This is a genomic window from Chromobacterium rhizoryzae, from assembly GCF_020544465.1.
Classification (GTDB): Bacteria; Pseudomonadota; Gammaproteobacteria; order Burkholderiales; family Chromobacteriaceae; genus Chromobacterium.
Genome location: NZ_CP066126.1, coordinates 842,906 through 861,996, shown reverse-complemented (window position 1 = coordinate 861,996; position 19,091 = coordinate 842,906). Strand labels below are relative to the sequence as shown.

Genomic DNA, 19,091 nt, shown 5'->3' with positions numbered 1-19,091 from the left:
GCGAGATCTATGTCGGCGGACCCGGCGTCGCCCGCGGCTATTGGAACCGCCCGGCGCTGACCGCCTCCCGTTTCCTGCCCAACCCCTTCGCCGCCGACGGCTCTCGCCTGTATCGCTCCGGCGATCTGGCCCGCCGCCGCGCCGACGGCGAGATCGAATACCTGGGCCGCGCCGATCATCAGGTCAAGCTGCGCGGCTTCCGCATCGAACTGGGCGAGATCGAGACCGCGCTGTGCCGGCTGCCCGAGGTGCGCGAGGCGCTGGTGCTGCTGGACCGCCCCGCCGCCGGCGAGCCGCGGCTGGTCGCCTACGCCGTCGGCGACGCCGAACCCACCGCGCTGCGCGCCGCGCTGGCCACCGAACTGCCCGAACACATGCTGCCCGCCGTCATCGTGGCGCTGGAGCGTTTCCCGCTGACCCATCACGGCAAGGTGGACCGCACAGCGTTGCCCGCGCCGCAAGCGGCCAGCGCCGCCCTGCGCGTCGAAGCCCGCTCGGACGCCGAACGCGCGCTGGCCCAGATCTGGGCCGACGTCCTCGCCGTGCCGCTGCCCGGCATCGACGACAACTTCTTCGCCCTCGGCGGCGATTCCATCCTCTCGCTGCAAGTGGTCGCCCGCGCCCGCGCGCAAGGCCTGGCGCTGAGTCCGCGCCAGCTGCTGCTGGAGCCCAGCATCCGCCAGCTGGCCGCCGCGCTCAGCACGGCGGCGGCCGAGGAAGACGCCGCGGCCGCCGGCCCGCTGCCGGCCACGCCCATCCAGCGCTGGTTCGCCGGCCAGGAGCTGGCCGAGCCGCGGCACTGGAACCAGGCGCTGGCGCTGCAACTGGCCCGTCCCGTGGACGCGGCCCGGCTGCAAGCCGCGCTCGACGCCGTGGCCGCGCGCCACGACGCCTTCCGCCTGCGCTTCGCGCCGGAGCCGGCGCTGGCCGAGGCGGCCGGCGGCTGGCCCTGCCGCGAACTGGAGCTGGCGGACGAGAGCGAGGAGGCCGCGCGCGCGGCGATAGAACAGGCCCAGCGCCAGCTGGACCCGGACGCCGGCCCGCTGGCCCGCGCGCTCTTGCTGCGCCGCGGCCGGCAAGCGCCGCTGCTGGCGCTGATCGTCCACCATCTGGCGGTGGACGCGGTGTCCTGGGGCATTCTGCTGGACGATCTGACGCAAGCGCTGGACGCGCTGACGCGCGGCGAAGCCCCGCGGCTCGCCGCCGTGCCCGCCAACTGGCGGCGCTGGGCGGAGCGGCAGCGGGCCGACGCCGCCGAGGCGGACCCCGCGCCCTGGCTCGGCCAGGCCGCGGCCGGCTTCCCGACGCTGCGCCGCGACTTCGCTGCGCCGGCGGCCAATACCGAAGCCGCCTCGCGGCTGCTCAGCCGCGAGCTGGACGCGGCCTTGACCGGCCGCCTGCTGGCCGCCGGGGCCCGCGCCGCCGGCCAGCGCGTCAGCGCCCTGCTGCTCTTGGCCTTATGGCGCGCGCTGGCCTCCCGGCTAGACGCGCCGCGCTTCGCTGTGACGCTGGAACACCATGGCCGCGACGCGGAATCCAGCCTGGACCTGTCCCGCACCATGGGCTGGTTCACCGCGCTGTATCCGCTGAGCGTGGCCGGCGACGCCACCGCCGCCGGCGCGGCCGAACTCTTGGCCGCCATCGCCGCGCCCTTGTCGCTGTTGACCCCCATCGCGCCGGAATACGGCCAGGCGCGCTGGCTGGGGCCGGACAAAGAGGCGCGCCGGCGGCTGGACGCGGCCGGCCTGCCGGAAATCAGCTTCAATTACCTGGGCGCGCCGCGCGGCGTCGACAACGCCTGGTTCCAACTGCGGCCCGAGCTGATTGCCGGCGAACGCGCCGCCGCCAACCTGCGCCCCTTCGCGCTGGACCTGGTGCTGGTGGTGCTGGACGGCAGGCTGCGCGTGGACTGGCGCTACCCCGGCGTCCAGTTCGAAGCGGCCACCGTCGCCGGCTGGGCCGACGCCTTCGCCCGCGAACTCGCGCTGGCGCTGGACGAGATCGAGGCCGCGCCGCTGCTGGCCGCCGATTACCCGCTGGCGCGGCTGGAGCAGGCCGCCGTGGAAGAGCTGGCGCGCCGGAGCGGCCCTTTCGACGATCTCTATCCGCTGTCCCCACTGCAACAGGGCATGCTGTTCCACAGCGTGGCCGACGCCGCCGACGGCGCTTATCTGGAACAGCTCAGCAACGTGGTCAACGGCCCGCTGGACCCGGACGCCTTCGCCGAGGCCTGGCGCGCGATGCTGGCGCGTCATCCGCTGCTGCGCTCCGGCTTCCACTGGCAGGGCCTGGCCCAGCCGCTGCAGGCGGCGATGCGCGCGGCGCCGCTGCCGATCAGCCGGCTGGACTGGTCCGGCCTGGCCGAGCCCGAGGCCGCGCTGGCCGACTATCTGGCCGCCGACGCCGCGCGGCCGTTCGCGCTGGACGCCGCGCCGCTGATGCGGCTGGCGCTGATCCGCCTGGGCCAGGACCGCTGGCGCTGGATCTGGAGCTATCACCACCTGCTGCTGGACGGCTGGTCGCTGCCGCTGTTCTTCCGCGAGCTGCTGACCCTGTACCGCGCGCTCAGCCGCGGCGAGGCCCCGGCCCTGCCGCCGGCGCGGCCGTTCTCCGCCTATATCGGCTGGCTGGACCGCGCCGGCCGCCGCGCCCGCTCGGACGAGCGCTTCTGGCGCCGCTATTTCTCCGGGCTGGAACAGCCCACCCTGCTCGCCGGCCCCGCCGGCGGCGGCGCCGACTTCGTCGAGCGGGAAATCCGGCTGTCGCCGGAGTGGAGCGCGCGCGCCGCCGCCGCGATGCAGGCTTGCGCCAGCACGCTGAACACCCTGTTCCAGGCCGCCTGGGCGCTGACCCTGGCGCGCAGCGGCCACGGCGAGGACATCGTGTTCGGCGCGGCCCTGTCCGGCCGCAACGGCGATCTGCCCGGCATAGGCGAAATGATAGGGCTGTTCATCAACACCCTGCCCTTGCGGGTGCGGCTCAATCCGGCCGCCGACACGCGCGCGCTGCTGGCCCAGGTGCAGGCCGATCAGGCCCTGGTGCAGGACTACGCCCACAACCGGCTGGTGGACGTCCAGCGCTGGGCCGGCCGCGACAACGCCCAGTTGTTCGACTCGCTGCTGGTCTTCGAGAACTACCCCGCCGACGCGCTGCTGCGCGACGAGGCCGCCGGCCTAGGCTTTGAAACGCCGCGCTTCAGCGAACACACCAACTACCCGCTGACGCTGGCCGTGATCCCCGGCGCGGCCCTGACCGTCAAGCTCACCTTCGACCGCAGCCGCGTCGCCGACGCGGCGGCCGAGGAATTGCTGCAACGCTGGCTCGCGGTGGCGGAACGCATGGTCGCCGCGCCGGACGCCGCCGTCGCCTCCATCGAGCTGCTGCCCGCGGACACGCGGCGGGCGCGGATCGCCGACGCCGCCCGGCCGCCGCTGGCCTCGCCGGAACTGGCGCAGCGCCTGTTCGAGCGCCAGGCCGCCGCCGCGCCGCGCGCGCCGGCGCTGCTGGACGAGAACGGCGCGCTCGATTACGCCGGACTGGAGCGCCGCGCCAACCAACTGGCCCACCGGCTGCAAGCGCTGGGCGCCGGCCCGGAAACCGTGGTGGGCGTGCTGCTGCCGCGCGGCGCGGACGCGGTGACGGCGCTGCTGGCCACGCTGAAGGCCGGCGCCGTCTATCTGCCGCTGGACCCGGCCTATCCGGCCGAACGGCTGGACTATATGCTGGCCGACAGCGGCGCCGCCATCCTGCTCAGCGAAACACGCCTGCTGCCGACGCTGAGCCGGCTGCCGGCCAAGCTGCTCTTGCTGGACCAAGCCCCAGACGCTGCTGACGCCGCGCAGGACGCCGCGCCGCCCTGCACCGCCGGCGTCGACAATCTGGCCTATCTGATCTACACCTCAGGCTCCACCGGCTGGCCCAAGGGCGTGGGCGTCAGCCATCGCGGCGTCGCCAACCTCTGCCGCGCCCAATGCGAGGTTTTCCAGGTGGACGCCGGCAGCCGCGTCTACCAGTTCGCCCCGCTGAGCTTCGACGCCTCGGTGTCGGAAATCTTCATGGCCCTGGGCAGCGGCGCGGCCCTGTGCCTGCCGGAAGCCGACGCCGCTCAAGACCCGGCCGGCGCACTGCGCCGCGCCGCGCGGCGTCACGGCCTGACCCACGCCACCCTGCCGCCGGCGCTGCTGGCGGCGCTGGAGCAAGACGACCTGCCCGGCCTGCGCACCCTGATCTCCGCCGGTGAAACCGCCGCGCCCGGCCTGCTGGCGCGCTGGGCCGCCAAGCGCCGCGTGGTCAACGCCTACGGCCCGACCGAGGCCACGGTCTGCGCCAGCATGCAGGCCTGCGACGCGCTCGAGCCGCTGCCGTCCATAGGCCGCGGCATGGCCGGCGTCCGCCTCTATCTGCTGGACCGCTGGGGCGGCCTGGTGCCGCCCGGCGTGCCCGGCGAGCTGCACATCGGCGGCGAGGCGCTGGCGCGCGGCTATATCGGCCAGCCCGGCCGCACCGCCGCCAGCTTCGTGCCGGACGCGGTGTCCGGCCTGCCCGGCGCGCGGCTGTACCGCAGCGGCGACCTGGGCGAATACCTGCCCGACGGCGGCATCCGCTTCCTGGGCCGCGCCGGCGGCCAGGTCAAGCACCGCGGCTACCGCATCGAGCTGGACGGCGTCGCCGCCGCGCTGAACGCCCATCCGGACGTGGACGAGGCGCTGGCGCTGATCCGCCGGGACGGCGAGCGCCGCCAGCTGCTGGCCTACGCCCGGCTCAAACCGGAGGCCGCCGCCGACGCCGCCGCGCTGCGCGAACACCTGGCCGCCCGGCTGCCGGCCCACGAGCTGCCACAGGCCATCCTGATCCTGCGCCAATGGCCGCTGACCCCGGCCGGCAAGATAGACCGCGCGGCGCTGCCGTCGCCGGAAGACGCCGCGCCGGACGCGCCGGACGCGGACGCCGCGCTGAGCCCGGCCGAGGCCGCGCTGCTGGAGATCTGGCGCTCGGCGCTGGGACGCGGCGGCATCGGCGTTCACGACAATTATTTCGCCGCCGGCGGCGATTCCATCCTGGCCCTGCAAATCGTCTCGCGCGCCAAGCAGGCCGGTTTCGACATCGAGCCGCGCGCGCTGTTCGCCCATCCCACGGTGGCCGGACTGGCGGCGGTGGCCGGCGCGACAGCGCGGCGGACCCACATCGAGGAGCCGGAGCAGGCCGAGGCGCCGCTGGCGCCCATCCAGCGCTGGTTCCTGCAACAAGACTGGCCCGCGCCGCAGCACTGGAACCTCAGCCTGCGGCTGAGCCTGGACGCCGCCGCGGACCCGGCCGCGCTGCGGGCGGCGCTGACGGCCGTGGCCCTGCGGCACGACGCGCTGCGCCTGAGGCTGCGCCGCGAGCCCGACGGCGGCTGGAGCCAGCATTACGGCCCGCGCGCCGCGCCGCCGCTTGAAACGCTGACGCTGCGGGAAACGGAAGCGGCCGCGCGCGAGGCGGAGCTGCAAGCCCACGGCGCGCGCTTGCAAGCCTCGCTGGACCTGGAGCGCGGCCCGCTGCTGCGCGCCGTGCTGATCGAGGCCGGGCCGGACGGCCGCCCCGAACTGCTGCTGATCGCCCACCACTGGGTGCTGGACGTGGTGTCCTGGCGCATTCTGCTGGACGACCTGGACCAGGCCTACGGCCAGGCCGCGGACGGCGTAGAGATCTCGCTGCCGCCGGTGGCCGTCAGCTACCGGGCCTGGACACGCTCGCTGGCGGAAGCCGCGCCCGCGCTGGCCGGCGAACTCGGCTACTGGCGCGCCGCCGTCGCCCCGCTGGCCGCGCCGCCCGGACTCTCTGCCGTCGGCCGCGTGGCGGAACGCCGCCGCGCGACGGTCAGCCTGGACGCCGACGCCAGCGCCGCGCTGCTGGAAGGCGGCGCGGAACGCTACCGCGCCCAGCCGCAGGAACTGCTGCTGGCGGCGCTGACCCTGGCCTGGCGCCGGCTGAGCGGCCTGCCCGCGCTCGCCCTGGATCTGGAAAACCACGGCCGCGGCGCGGCGGCGGGCCCCGCGCCCGATCTGTCGCGCAGCGTGGGCTGGTTCACCTGCCTGCACCCGCTGCGCATTGAACCGGCCGGCGACGGCTGGGAGCCGGCGGCGGCGGCGGCCAAGGCCGCGCTGCGCGGCGTGCCCGGCGGCGGCATCGGCTTCGGCGCGCTGCGCTATCTGGGCAATCCGGCCCAGGCCGCCGCGCTGGACCAGGCGCCGCCGCGGCCGCTCAGCTTCAACTATCTGGGCCGGCTGGACGACGCCGCCGACGGCGTGCTGCCGCGGCTGCGCGCGCGGCTGTCGGCGCGGGAGGCCGGACCGGCGCAAGACCCGCGCCAGCGGCTGCCGCACGCCGTCGCCGTCAACGCCCGCATCGAGAAAGGCCGCCTGCGGCTGGACTTCGACTACGCCGACGCCCACGACACCCCGGCGTTGGCCGAACAGTGCCGACTGGCGCTGGAAGAACTGGCCGCGCTCTGCCGCGCCGGCGGCCTGCCCGCTGTCGCCTACCACACCTCGGACTTCGCCGGCGTCGCGCTGGAAGAGAACGAATTGGCCGCCTTGCTGGACGACCTCACCGACATAGAATGACCATGACAAGCACACCGAACCTCAAAGACCAGATCCAGGACATCCTGCCCCTGAGCCCGCTGCAACGCGGCGTGCTGTTCCACACCTTGTTCGCGCCCGGCTCGCCGGTCTATTTCGAGCAATTGATCTGCCGGCTGGACGGCGCGGTGGACCCCGCCGCCATGGCCGACGCGCTGGAGCGGCTGGCCGAACGCCATCCCATCCTGCGCACCGCCTTCGTCACCAAGGGCCAGGCCGAGCCGCGCCAGGTGGTGTTCCGCCGCGCCCGCGCGCCGCTGGCCGTTCACGACTGGAGCCAAGACGATGCGGCCGAGCGCGAGCGGCGGCTGGAGGCGCTGCTGGACGAAGACCGCCGCCGCGGCTTCCAGCTGAACCGGCCGCCGCTGATGCGGCTGACGCTGCTGCGCTACGGGCCGGCGGAATGGCGGCTGATCTGGAGCCACCATCACATTCTGCTGGACGGCTGGTCGCTGCCCATCCTGATGCGCGATTACTTCGCGCTGCTGTCCGGCGCGGCGCTGCCGCCGCCGCCGCCGCCCTTCTCCGCCTATCTGAGCTGGCTGGGCCGCCAGGACCAGGACGCCGCCGCCAGCCGCTGGCGCGCCCTGCTGGGCGATCTCGCCGCGCCGACGCCGCTGGGCCTGGACCGGCCGGCGCTGCCGGGCGCCTTGGCCGGCGCCGACGTCGGCCAGATCGAACGAGGGCTGGACTACCGCGTCGACGGCGACCTCGCCGCCGCCGCCGAACGCTGCCGGGTAACGCCGGGCACCCTGCTGCTGGGCGCCTGGGCCATTCTGCTCAGCCGCTACGCGCGCCAGGACGACGTGGTCTTCGGCCTCACCTTGTCCGGCCGCGCCATCGACCTGCCCGGCGTGGACGGCATGGCGGGCCTGTTGATCAACTCCCTGCCGCTGCGCCTGGCGACGCCGGCCGACGCCGCGCTGCCGCAATGGCTGGCCGAGGTGCAGCGCCGCCAGCTGGAGCTGCAATCGCTGTCGCACAGCGACCTGGCCGACGTCCAGCGCCACAGCGGCGTGCCGCGCGGCCAGCCGCTGTTCGAAACCCTGGTGGCGATAGACAACTTCCCGATAGGCGACGCCCTGCCCTCGGACGGCTTGGGCTTCCGGATTTCGGACGTCTCCCAGCGCGAGCGCACCCACTATCCGCTGACCCTGACCCTGGTGCCGGGCGCGGACGGCTTGAGCTTGAAGCTGGGCTTCGACCGCGCGCGGGTGGACGAGGCGCCGGCCGCGGCGCTGGCCGAGGCCTATCTGGAGCTGCTGCGCCAGATCGCCGCGCGGCCGGACGCCGCGCTGCGCGAGCTGGGCCTGGTGCGGCCCAGCGCGGTTCAGCCGCCCGCGCCGCTCCCGCCGGCCGGCCGCGGCGGGCCGGACACCCTGGCCGCCGCCTTCCTGGCCGCCGCCGAGCGTTTTCCGGACCGCGTCGCCGTCAGCGACGGCCCCGCGACGCTGAGCTACCGGCAGCTGCGCGCCCAGGCCGCCGCCATCGCGGAACGCTTGCGCCAGGACGGCGTCGCGCCCGGCGTCAGGGTGGGCGTCTGCCTGCCGCGCTCCGCCGGACAAATCGCCGCCATGCTTGGCGTGACGCTGGCCGGCGGCGTCTATCTGCCGCTGGACCCGGATTATCCGGAAGAGCGGCTGGCCTATCAGCTGGACGACAGCCAGGCTTTGCTCACGCTGACCGACGCCGAACTCCGGCCGCGGCTGCCGGCGGAACACCGCTGCCTGTCGCTGGCGGAAATAGGCTGCGGCGCCAGACCGGCGGCGCGGCCGCCCGCCGGCCTGGAAGCCGGGCACGGCGCTTACGTGATCTACACCTCCGGCTCCACCGGCCAGCCCAAGGGCGTGCTGGTTTCCCACCGCAACGTGCTGCGCTTGTTCTCCGCCAGCGCCCGCCATTTCGCCTTCGACGAGAACGACGTCTGGACTTATTTCCACTCCTTCGCCTTCGATTTCTCGGTGTGGGAAATCTGGGGCGCGCTGCTCTACGGCGGCCGCTGCGTGGTGGTGCCGCGCGAACTCAGCCGCGATCCGGCCGCCTTCGTCGAACTGCTGGGCCGCGAGGGCGTCACCGTGCTGAACCAGACCCCGTCGGCGTTCAAGCTGGCGATCGCCGCGGAAAGCGCCGCGCCGCTGCCGCGTCCGTCGGCGCTGCGCTGGGTGATCTTCGGCGGCGAGGCGCTGCGGCTGGCGGAATTGGGCCCGTGGCTGGAACGGCACGGCGACGACGGCCCGCGGCTGGCCAATATGTACGGCATCACCGAAACCACCGTCCACGTCACCTTCCGCCGCATCCTCGCCGCCGATCTTGAGACCGGCGGCGAACTCAGCCCGATAGGCGAGCCGCTGGACGACCTGAGCCTGGAACTGGTGGACCCCTGCGGCCACCCCGTGCCCTTGGGCGCGCCCGGCGAAATCCTGGTCGGCGGCGCCGGCGTCAGCCTAGGCTATCTGAACCGCCCGCAATTGAACGCCGAGCGTTTTCCCGGCGTCGGCGCGGAACGGCGCTACCGTTCCGGCGATCTGGCGCGGCGCAGCGCCGACGGCGAACTGCTCTACTGCGGCCGCATCGACCATCAAGTGAAGATACGCGGCTTCCGCATCGAGCTGGGCGAAGTGCGTGCCGCGCTGCTGAGCCATCCGGCGGTGAGCGACGTTCACCTCGTCGCCGCCGACGACCAACTCATCGCCTATCTGCGCGCCGACGACCCGGCCGCGGCCGGCGCCGACGCCTTGCGCCGCCATCTGGCCGCGCGCTTGCCGGCCCACATGATTCCGGCGACTTTCATCGTGCTGGCCGAGTTTCCGCTCACCCTCAACGGCAAGGTGGACGCGCGCGCGCTGCCGTCGCCGCAAGGCGCGCGCTCGGCGCTGGACACGCCCTACGTCCCCGCCGCCACCGCCAGGCAAAAGCTGCTGGCCGAGATCTGGAGCCAGGTGCTGGGCCTGCCGCGCGTCGGCATCCACGACAATTATTTCTCGCTGGGCGGCGACTCCATCCGCAGCGTGCGCATCGCCGGCCTGGCCAAGGAGCGCGGCTGCCCGCTGAGCATCCAGGACATTTTCCGCCACGGCACCATCGCCGCCATCGTCGAGGCGATGGGCGAAGGCGAAGACGAAAACACCAGCGCGCCGGACCCAGTCCTGCCGCCCTTCGCGCTGATAGACGCCGCCGACCACGCGCGGCTGCCGCCCGAGGTGGAAGACGCGCTGCCGCTGGCCAGGCTGCAGGCCGGCATGCTGTTCCACAATGAATACGACGACGGCCGCAATCTGTACCACGATGTGTTCTCCCACCGGCTGCGCGCCGACATCGCCCCGGAACGCCTGCGCCAGGCGCTGGCGGAGCTGAGCCGCGAACATCCGCTGCTGCGCACCGGCTTCGCGCTGGCCGGCTACTCCCAGCCGCTGCAGCTGGTCTGGCGCGATCTGACGCCCAGTCTGGACATCGACGACCTGCGCGGTCTGTCGCCGCAGCAGCGAGACGAGGCCGTGGCCAGCCAGCTGCGGCAATTGAGCGAACAGCGCTTCGCGCCGGAACGGCCGCCGCTGCTGCGCGTCGGCTGCCTGCGGCTGGCCGACGACGAATGGCAGCTGACGCTGGCCTTCCACCACGCCATCCTGGACGGCTGGAGCGTGGCCACCCTGTGCGCGGCCCTGTTCAAACGGATGCGCGGCCAGACCGGCCCCGCGCCGGCTCCGCGCGCGGCCTTCCGCGACTTCGTCGCCGCGGAGCGGGCGGCGCTGGCCGATCCGGCGCAACAGGCTTACTGGCGCGCCCAATTGAGCGGCCTGCCGTCCGCCGCCATTCCGCGCTGGCCGCAGCATGCCGCGCCGGCGGGCAAGGCCAGGGTGGGCGCGCAGGAAATCGGTTTCCCGGCCGCGGTCGCCGCCGCGCTGATCCGCCTGGCCGCCGACAGCGGCCTGCCGCTGAAGACCCTGTTGCTGGCGGTGCACGCCCGCGCGCTGGCCTGCTTGTGCGGCCAGGACGAAATCGTCACCGGCCTAGTCAGCAACGGCCGCCCGGCCGACGCCGACGGCGCCGAAGCGCTGGGCCTCTTCCTCAACACCCTGCCGCTGCGCGTCCGCGTCGGCGGCAGCTGGCGCGCGCTGCTGGCGGAAACCATGGCGGCGGAAGGCAACAGCCTGCCTCACCGCTTCTTCCCGCTGGCGGACATCCTCAAGCTGGGCGAAGCCGCCCGCTTCGAAGCCTCCTTCAACTACGTGGACTTCCACGTCTACCGCGAACTGGGCGAGGCCGGCGCGCTGGAAGTGCTGGACAGCAGCCGCCTGGAAGCGGTGGACATCCCGCTGGCGGTCACCTTCAGCGCCAGCCGCGCCGAGGGCGCCGTCACCCTGGGCTTTTCCTACGACCGCGCGGCCTTCCCCGACGCGCAAGTGGCCGCCATCGGCCGGCTCTACCTGGCCGCCGCCGAGGCGCTGACGCGGAACCCGGACGCCCTGTGCCTGGACGCGCCGCTGACCCAGAGCGCGCCCAAGCCGCTACGCGGCCCGTCCGCCGGCCTCGCCGACTTCTCGGTGCCGCAGGCCATCGCCGCCGTCGCGCGGCAACGCCCGGACGCCGTGGCCGTGGCCGGCGAGGGCGCGACGCTGAGCTACGCCCAACTAGACGCCCGCGCCAATCGGCTGGCGCGCCGGCTGCTGGCGCACGGCGCCGGCCCGGACGCGGTGGTGGCGCTGGACTTGCCGCGCTCGCCCGAGCTGGTGGTGGCGATGCTGGCGACGCTGAAAGCCGGCGCCGCCTATCTGCCGCTGGACCGCGGCCAGCCGGAAGCGCGCCGCCGCGACATCCTGCAAGAGGCCGCGCCGGCGCTGCTGCTCAGCCTGGACCCCGCCGCTGACGCGCCGCCCGGCTGCGCCGTCTTGCAAGCAAACCTGGCCGAAGATCTGAACGATGAAGACGCGGCCGCCCCCGTCGCGCCGGTCCACGGCGACGCGCTGGCCTATCTGCTGTTCACTTCCGGCTCCAGCGGCCGCCCCAAGGGCGTCGCCGTCGGCCGCGCCGCGCTGGACAACCACATGGCCTGGATGAAGCGCCGCTACCCGCTGGACGCGGACGACGCGGTGCTGCAGAAAACCCCGGTGGGTTTCGACGCCTCGGTATGGGAATTCTGGGCGCCGCTGACCCAGGGCGCGAAGCTGCTGCTGGCGGCCGAGGACGGCCACCGCGACCCGGACTACCTGATCCGCGCCGTGCGCGAACAAGGCGTCACCGTGCTACAGCTGGTGCCCAGCCTGCTGGCCGTGCTGCTGGCGATGCCGGACTTCGCCGGCTGCCGCGCGCTGCGCCGGGTCTTCGTCGGCGGCGAAGCGCTGCCGGCCGCCACCCTGGCCCGCTTCCACGCCGCGCTGGACATCCCCCTGGTCAATCTCTACGGCCCCACCGAAACCGCCATCGACGCCTCCAGCGCGGAATACCTGCGCTCGGACCCGCCGGCGCTCGCCGTCGGCATCGGCCAGCCCATAGACGGCGTCGTCTTCCACGTGCTGGACGCCCGCCTCAATCCGGTGCCGCCCGGCGTGCGCGGCGAACTCTACATCGCCGGCTGCGGCCTGGCGCGCGGCTATCTGGGCCAGCCGGCGCAGACCGCGCGGCGTTTTATCCCGGACCCGCTGTCGCCGCTGCCCGGCGGCCGCCTGTACCGCAGCGGCGACATCGTGCGCCTGTTGCCGGACGGCGCGCTGGAATACCTGGGCCGCGCCGACGGCCAGGTCAAGCTGCGCGGCCAGCGGGTGGAACTGGAGGAGATCGAAGCCGGCCTCGCCGCCTGCCCCGGCGTGCGCCAAGCCGCCGCCGCGCTCTACCGCGACCGCTCCGGCGCGGACCGGCTGGCCGCCTACGTCCGGCTAACGCCGGAGGCCGAGGCCGGCGACTGGCGCGCGGCCATGCTGGCGACGCTGCGCCTGCGCTTGCCGGAATACATGCTGCCGGCGCAATGGATCGCGCTGCGGCAATGGCCGGTCGGCCCCAACGGCAAGACCGACCGCGCCGCCTTGCCGGCGCCGCAGACGGACGCGGCGTCCCCGGCCCGCGACCGCGCGCCCGACACCCCGCAAGAGCGGGCCTTGGCCGCGATCTGGCAACAAGTGCTGGGCCGCGAGGACATCGGCGCCGACGACAACTTCTTCCAATTGGGCGGGGACTCCATCCTCGGCCTGCAGATCGTGGCCCAGGCCCGCCAGGCCGGCCTGGCGCTGGCCGCGCGCGACATCTTCAGCCATCCCACCGTCGCCGAGCTGGCCGCCCAGGTACGCCCGGCGCGGCCGGAAGCCGAACTGCCGGAGATTCCGTCCGGCGCGCCGCTGCCGCTGACCCCGGCCCAGCACTGGTTCTTCGAACGCCTAAGCGCCCTGCCGCGTCCCGGCCACTGGAACCAGGCGCTGCTGCTGAGCGTGGCCGCCGGCGTCTCCGCGCCGGCGCTGCGCGACGCCCTGCTGCGGCTGGAACAAAGCCACGACGCCTTCCGCCTGCGCTTCGCCGCCGGCGCCGACGGCTGGCGCCAACACTACGCGCCGCGCGAGGCCTTGCGCGAAGAAGACTGGCTGGAGCGCGTCGATCTGAGCGCGCTACCGGCCGCGGAACGCGCCGCCGCCATCGAGGCCCGCGCCGAGGCGGCGCAGCGGGCGCTGGATCTGGAGCGCGGGCCGCTGCTGCGGGCCGTGCACTTCGACTGCGGCGACGGCGAAGCCGGCCGGCTGCTGTTGCTCATCCATCATTTGATCGTGGACGGTGTGTCCTGGCGCGTGCTGTTGCAGGATCTCGCCGGCCTGCTGGCCGGCGTGGCCCCGCCGCCGGCGCGCGTCGGCTTCGGCCATTGGGCGCTGCGCCCGCGCGCGCCCTCCGCCGAAGAACGCGCTTACTGGCTAGACCAGGCGCGGCTGGCCGCCGACGCGGTCCGCGTCCCGCTGACGGCGGAGGCGGAACGCGACAACCGCTACGGCGCGGTCGACACCGTGGAACTGTCGCTGGACGGCGGCGAAACCGCCGCCCTGCTCCGCGGCGGAGCGCTGCGCGCCAGCGCCGAGGAAATGCTGCTGGCGGCGGCGCTGGGCGCGCTGCGCGACTGGCTGGACGCCGACGCGCTGTCCGTCACCATGGAAGGCCACGGCCGCGACGACGAGACGCTGGACCTCTCCCGCACCGTGGGCTGGTTCACCGCCCTGTACCCGCTGACCGTGAGCGGCCTGGCCGAAGCCACGCCGCAGCGCCTGCTGCGCCGGGTCAAGCAGACGCTGCGCGCGGTGCCGGCCGGCGGCGCCGGCTACGGCGCGCTGCGGCAGGCGGACGACGCCGACGCCCGCGCGCTGGCCGCCGCTCCGGAGCCGCAGATCGCCTTCAACTACCTGGGCCAGTTCGACGCCAGCCTGCCGGCCGACGGCGCGCTGGCGCCGGCGCCGGAATCAGTGGGCGCGATGGAAGACCCGGACGGCCTGCGCCCGCGGCTGATCGACATCGTGGCCCTGGTCAGCGACGGCAAGCTGTCGCTGCGCTGGAACTACGGCCGCGCCGCCCTGCCGCGCGCGACAGTGGAAGCCCTCGCCCGCCAGACGCGGCAGCGGCTGCTCGCGCTGCTGAGCCTGGACGCGGACGCCGCTGCCGCGGCGGCGGCCCTGACCCCGGACGATTTCCCGCTGGCCGCGCTGGACGAGGCCGGCCTGCCCGCGGCGCTGGGCGCGCATGGCGACATCGTCGACCTGTGGTCGCTGACCCCGGTGCAGGAAGGCATGCTGTTCCACACGCGGATGGAAGCCGCCGCCGGCCCGGCCGGCGTCTATATCGAGCAAGTGGTCGCCGAACTGGACGGCGCGGTGGACCCGGCCTTGCTGCGCCAAGCCTGGGAACAGGTGCTGGCGCGGCATGACGCGCTGCGCGTCAGCTTCGCCTGGGAAGGGCTGGCCGCGCCGCTGCAGCGGGTCCACCGCGCGCCCGCGCTGCCGTTCTCGGTTCTCGAAACGCCGGACGAGGCCGCGCTGGAACGCTATCTGGCCGCCGACCGCGCCGCCGGCTTCGCGCTGGACGCCCCGCCCCTGATGCGCCTCGCGCTGCTGACGCGTAACGGCGCGCCGTGGCGGCTGGTCTGGACCCATCACCACGCGCTGCTGGACGGCTGGTCCATGGCCGTCGTCTTCGACGAGGCGTTGGCCCTGTACCGCGGACTGAGCCAGGGCCAGAGCGCGGCGCTGCCGCCGGCGCCCTCTTTCGGACGCTTCATCAAATGGCTGCGCGCGCACAGCGACCGCCAGGCCCAGCAAGCCTTCTGGCGCGACTACTTCAGCGGCTACGCCGCCGCAGCCGATCTGGCCCTGCTGCCGGCCGGCGGCCCGGCCCGGCCGCGCTCCCAGTCGCTGCGGCTGAGCCCGGAACTGGGCGCCGCGCTGCGCAAGACCGCGCGCGAACGCAAAGTCACGCTCAACACCCTGTTCCAGGGCGCGCTGGCGGTGGCCCTGTCCCGCATCGGCCGCTGCGACGATCTGGTGTTCGGCGTCACCATGTCCGGCCGGCCCGAATCGCTGCCCGGCCGCGACGCCGCCGTCGGCCTGTTCATCGCCACCCTGCCGCTGCGCGCCGACTGCTCGGCCGCGCAGCCTATCGGCGATTTCCTCGGCCGGCTGCAAGACGCCCAAAGCCGGCTGGTGCCGCACGAAGCCAGCGCCCTGGTGGACATTCAGCGCTGGAGCGGCCTGTCCGCGCGCCAGCCGCTGTTCGACGCGGTGCTGGTCTATGAGAACTACCCGATCCGCGCCGAGGTCGGCGACGCCGCCCAGGCGCTGCGCGTGGGCGCGGCCTCCGCGCGCGAGCAATCCAACTACCCGCTGACCCTCTACGTCAAACCCGGCGCCGACGCCATCGAGCTGGACGGCGTCTTCGACGCCGGCCGCATCGAGGCGGAACGCGTGGAAGCGCTGCTGCACGCGCTGCCGCGGCTGCTGAGGCAGATCGCCGACGGCGCGGACCGCGTCGGCGATCTGCGCCTGGCCGAGCCGACGCCGCCGGCCGCCTTCCCGCCGCCGGACGGCGACACCGTGCTCGCCATGCTGAGCGCCGCCGCGCGGCTCAAGCCGGGCAAGACCGCGGTCGCCGCCGAGGATGGCAGCCTGAGCTACGGCCAACTGGTGAGCGGCGCGCGCGCGCTGGCGCGCCGGCTGATCGCCGACGGGGTCTCCCCGGGCGACACCGTGGCGCTGGCGCTGCCGCCTGACGCGCGCGCGCTGACCGCGCTGCTGGCCACGCTGTGGGCCGGCGCGCAATACCTGCCGCTGGACCCGGCGCTGCCGCCGCTGCGGCGCGACGCCATCCTGGAAGACGCCCGCCCCGGCCTGATCCTCGTCGACGGCGACGCCTCCGGCTGGCCCGCCTCCGCCAAGCTGCTGACGCTGCCCGCGCCCCTGCCGCCCGCAGCCGCGGACATCGACGAGGGCCCGCTGCCCGGCGACGCGCTCCACCCGGAAGCGCCGGCCTACACCCTGTTCACCTCCGGCAGCACCGGCCGGCCCAAGGGCGTGCAGATCGCCCATCGCTCGCTGGCCAACATCCTGAGGCATTTCCGCGCCGAACCCGGCTTCGGCGCCGACGACGTCTTGCTGTCGGTCACCACCTGGTCCTTCGACATCGCCGCGCTGGAACTGCTGCTGCCCCTGGTCTGCGGCGGCACGGTCGCCATCGCGCCGGCCTCGGCCGCCGGGGACGGCCCGGCGCTGGCCGCCGAGGCCGCGCGCCGCGACGCCGGCGTGATCCAGGCCACGCCGGCCAGCTGGCGCATGCTGCTGGAAGCCGGCTGGAAACCGGTGCCCGGCCTGCGCGCCTGGTGCGGCGGCGAGGCGCTGCCCGCCGATCTGGCCCGCGCGCTGCTGGACGCCGGCGCCGCGCTGTGGAACGTCTACGGGCCCACCGAAACCACCATCTGGTCCGCGCTGCACCGGGTGGACGGCGGCCAGCTGCCGCCGCCGGCCGGCCACGCCATCCGCCGTACCACGCTGTGGACGGCCGACCACCACGACCAGCCGCTGCCGCCGCATCTGGCCGGCGAACTGCGCATAGGCGGCGACGGCCTGGCGCTGGGCTATCTGGGCGCGCCGGCGCAAACCGCCGCCCGCTTCCTCCCCGATCCGCTGGCCGGCCGGCCCGGCGCCCGCGTCTACCGCAGCGGCGATCTGGCCTGCCTGCTGCCGAACGGCGAGGTCCGCGTGCTGGGCCGGCTGGACGGCCAGGCCAAGCTCAACGGCTTCCGGCTGGAGCTGGAGGAAGTGGAAACCAGGCTGCGCGAGCTGCCCGGCGTGCGCCAGGCCGCGGCGGCCGTCCGCCGCGACCCGCAAGGCCACGCCCGGCTGATCGCCTATTTGGTGCCGGACGACAGCGGCGCCTGGCGCGCCGGCGACGAGGCCGATCCGGCCGCCTTGCAGCGGGTCCGCGCCCGGCTGTCCGCCGCGCTGCCCGGCTATATGCTGCCCAGCCGCTTTGTCACCCTGGAGCGGCTGCCGCTGACGGCCAACCTCAAGCTGGACCGCAAGGCCCTGCCCGAACCGGCGGGGAACGCGCCGACCCGCGCCGGCAGCGCGCCCCAGGGCGCGCTGGAGCAAGCGGTGTGCGCGCTGTGGGAAGAAGTGTTCGAACGCGCCGGCGTCGCCGCCGACGACGACTTTTTCGAACTGGGCGGCCATTCGCTGCTGGCCACCCGCATCCAGGTGCGCGTCAACAAGATCTTCCGGCAGACCCTGCCGCTGCGCGCCACCTTCCACGCCCAGACCCCGCGCGCCTTGGCCGCGCTGCTGGCCGAACGCGAGTCCGCGCCCGGCCTGGCCGCCAAGATCGCCGCCGTCTACCTGAAGCTGCGCGGCATGTCCGACGCCGAGCGCGACGCGCTGCGCCAGGCCGCCGCCCAAACCACCACCATGGAAACCGCAGAATGAAACTGGAACACATCAACGCCATCGTCAGCGGCGCCGCCAGCGGCATCGGCCGCGCCTTCGCGCTGGAGCTGGCCCGCGCCGGCGCGCGGGTCCACGCCGCCGACCTGGACGCCGCCGGCCTGCGCCGGCTGGAGGAAGACGCCGCCGGCCTGCCCGGCGCGGTGCGCGGCTCGGTGCTGGACGTGAGCCAGGAAGCCGCGGTCCGCGCCTTTCTGAAAACGGCGTCTGAGGACGCGGAGCCGGCCAATCTGCTGGTCAACAACGCCGGCATCCTGCGCGACGGCTGGCTGGTGAGGCTGGACGTGGAAGGCTTCGTCCGCAAGCTGCCCACCGCGCAATGGCGGGCGGTGCTGGACGCCAACCTGACCGCGCCCTATCTGCTGAGCCGAGAATTCGCCGCCGCCCGCGTGGAGTCCGGCCTCAAGACGCCGGGCCTGATCGTCAACGTCTCCTCCGTCACTAGCGCCGGCAATCCCGGCCAGTCCAACTACGCGGCGTCCAAGGCCGGCCTGGACGCGCTGACCCGGACCTGGGCGCTGGAACTGGCGCCCTTCGGCATTCGCGTGGCCGGCCTCGCGCCCGGCCTGACCGACACCCCGATGGCGGCGGGCCTGGCGCCGGCCACCCGCGAGGACTTGATCGCCCAGGTGCCGCTGCGGCGCATGGCCGAGCCGGCGGAAATCTGGCAGGGGCTGAAATTCATCATCGAATGCGATTACTTCAACGGCCGCATCATCGCCATCGACGGCGGAGCGACCTTCTCGTGAAGCCGATACTTTCCGCTCCGGAGGCGGGCATTCCGCGCCGCATCCATCAGATCTGGTATCAAGGCGCCGCCGCGCTGCCGGACAAATACCGCCGCTACCGCGACAGCTGGATGCGACGCCATCCGGACTGGGAGTTCGTGTTCTGGGACGCGCCCAAGATGCAGGCGCTGGTCGACGAACACTATCCCTGGTTCGCGGCTCGCTACGCCGGCTTCGAGCGCGACATCCAGCGCATAGACGCCGCGCGCTATCTGTTCCTGGCGCTGCACGGCGGCTTCTACATCGACATGGACATCGAAAACCTGCGGCCCATAGACCCGCTGCTGCCGGAGAGGCGGCTGATCCTGTCGCGCACCCACGGCTTCAACAACGCGCTGATAGGCAGCGCGCCCGGCCACCCCTTGTGGGACACGGTGCTGGACCGGCTGGCCGCCGGCCAGTGCGCGCCGCTGGACCCGGCGATGCCGGCCCGGCTGCGCGAATCGCCGGCGATGCGCACCGCCGTCACCGTGGGGCCGCGCTTCTTCACCTGGTGCGTGCAGCAAAGCGGCTGCCTGGACGACGCGGCCACGCTGTGCTGCCCCGGCTATTACTTCGAACCCGGCTCGCCCACGCCGGACGGCAGCTCCTGGCCGCCGGCCGACGATCCCGACGGCGGCTACGCCCGCCACCACATGGACCTCAACTGGCTGGACCTGCGCCACCGGCTATTGTCCCGGCTGAACCGGCTGCTGCTGCCCTGGCTGACGCGACGGCTGCCTTTGCAATGA

Annotated in this window: 4 protein-coding genes (1 of these 4 cut by a window edge); all 4 read left to right on the top strand. The window is 74.1% G+C overall.

The window, feature by feature from the left end:
* Tightly spaced (each overlapping or abutting the next), the 4 genes in view from hmlB to JC616_RS03840 form a layout consistent with a single transcriptional unit that may run on beyond the window.
* On the top strand, positions 1-6,605 hold the 3' portion of the coding sequence (gene hmlB / locus JC616_RS03855) for a jagaricin-like haemolysin non-ribosomal peptide synthetase HmlB (RefSeq protein ID WP_227106806.1). It extends 2,404 nt beyond the left edge of the window; the window shows 6,605 of its 9,009 coding nt (coding positions 2,405-9,009); its start codon lies off the left edge, out of view; it ends in the stop codon at positions 6,603-6,605.
* Positions 6,602-17,554 (top strand): jagaricin-like haemolysin non-ribosomal peptide synthetase HmlC, encoded by a 10,953-nt coding sequence (gene hmlC / locus JC616_RS03850; RefSeq protein ID WP_449727708.1) that lies wholly within the window; start codon positions 6,602-6,604, stop codon positions 17,552-17,554. The genes hmlB and hmlC overlap by 4 nt, the downstream gene beginning before the upstream one ends.
* On the top strand, positions 17,551-18,321 hold the full coding sequence (gene hmlD, locus JC616_RS03845; protein WP_227106803.1) for an SDR family oxidoreductase HmlD: 771 nt from the start codon (positions 17,551-17,553) through the stop codon (positions 18,319-18,321). Before hmlC ends, hmlD begins: the two co-directional genes overlap by 4 nt.
* Positions 18,318-19,091 (top strand): glycosyltransferase family 32 protein, encoded by a 774-nt coding sequence (locus tag JC616_RS03840; protein ID WP_158274218.1) that lies wholly within the window; start codon positions 18,318-18,320, stop codon positions 19,089-19,091. Before hmlD ends, JC616_RS03840 begins: the two co-directional genes overlap by 4 nt.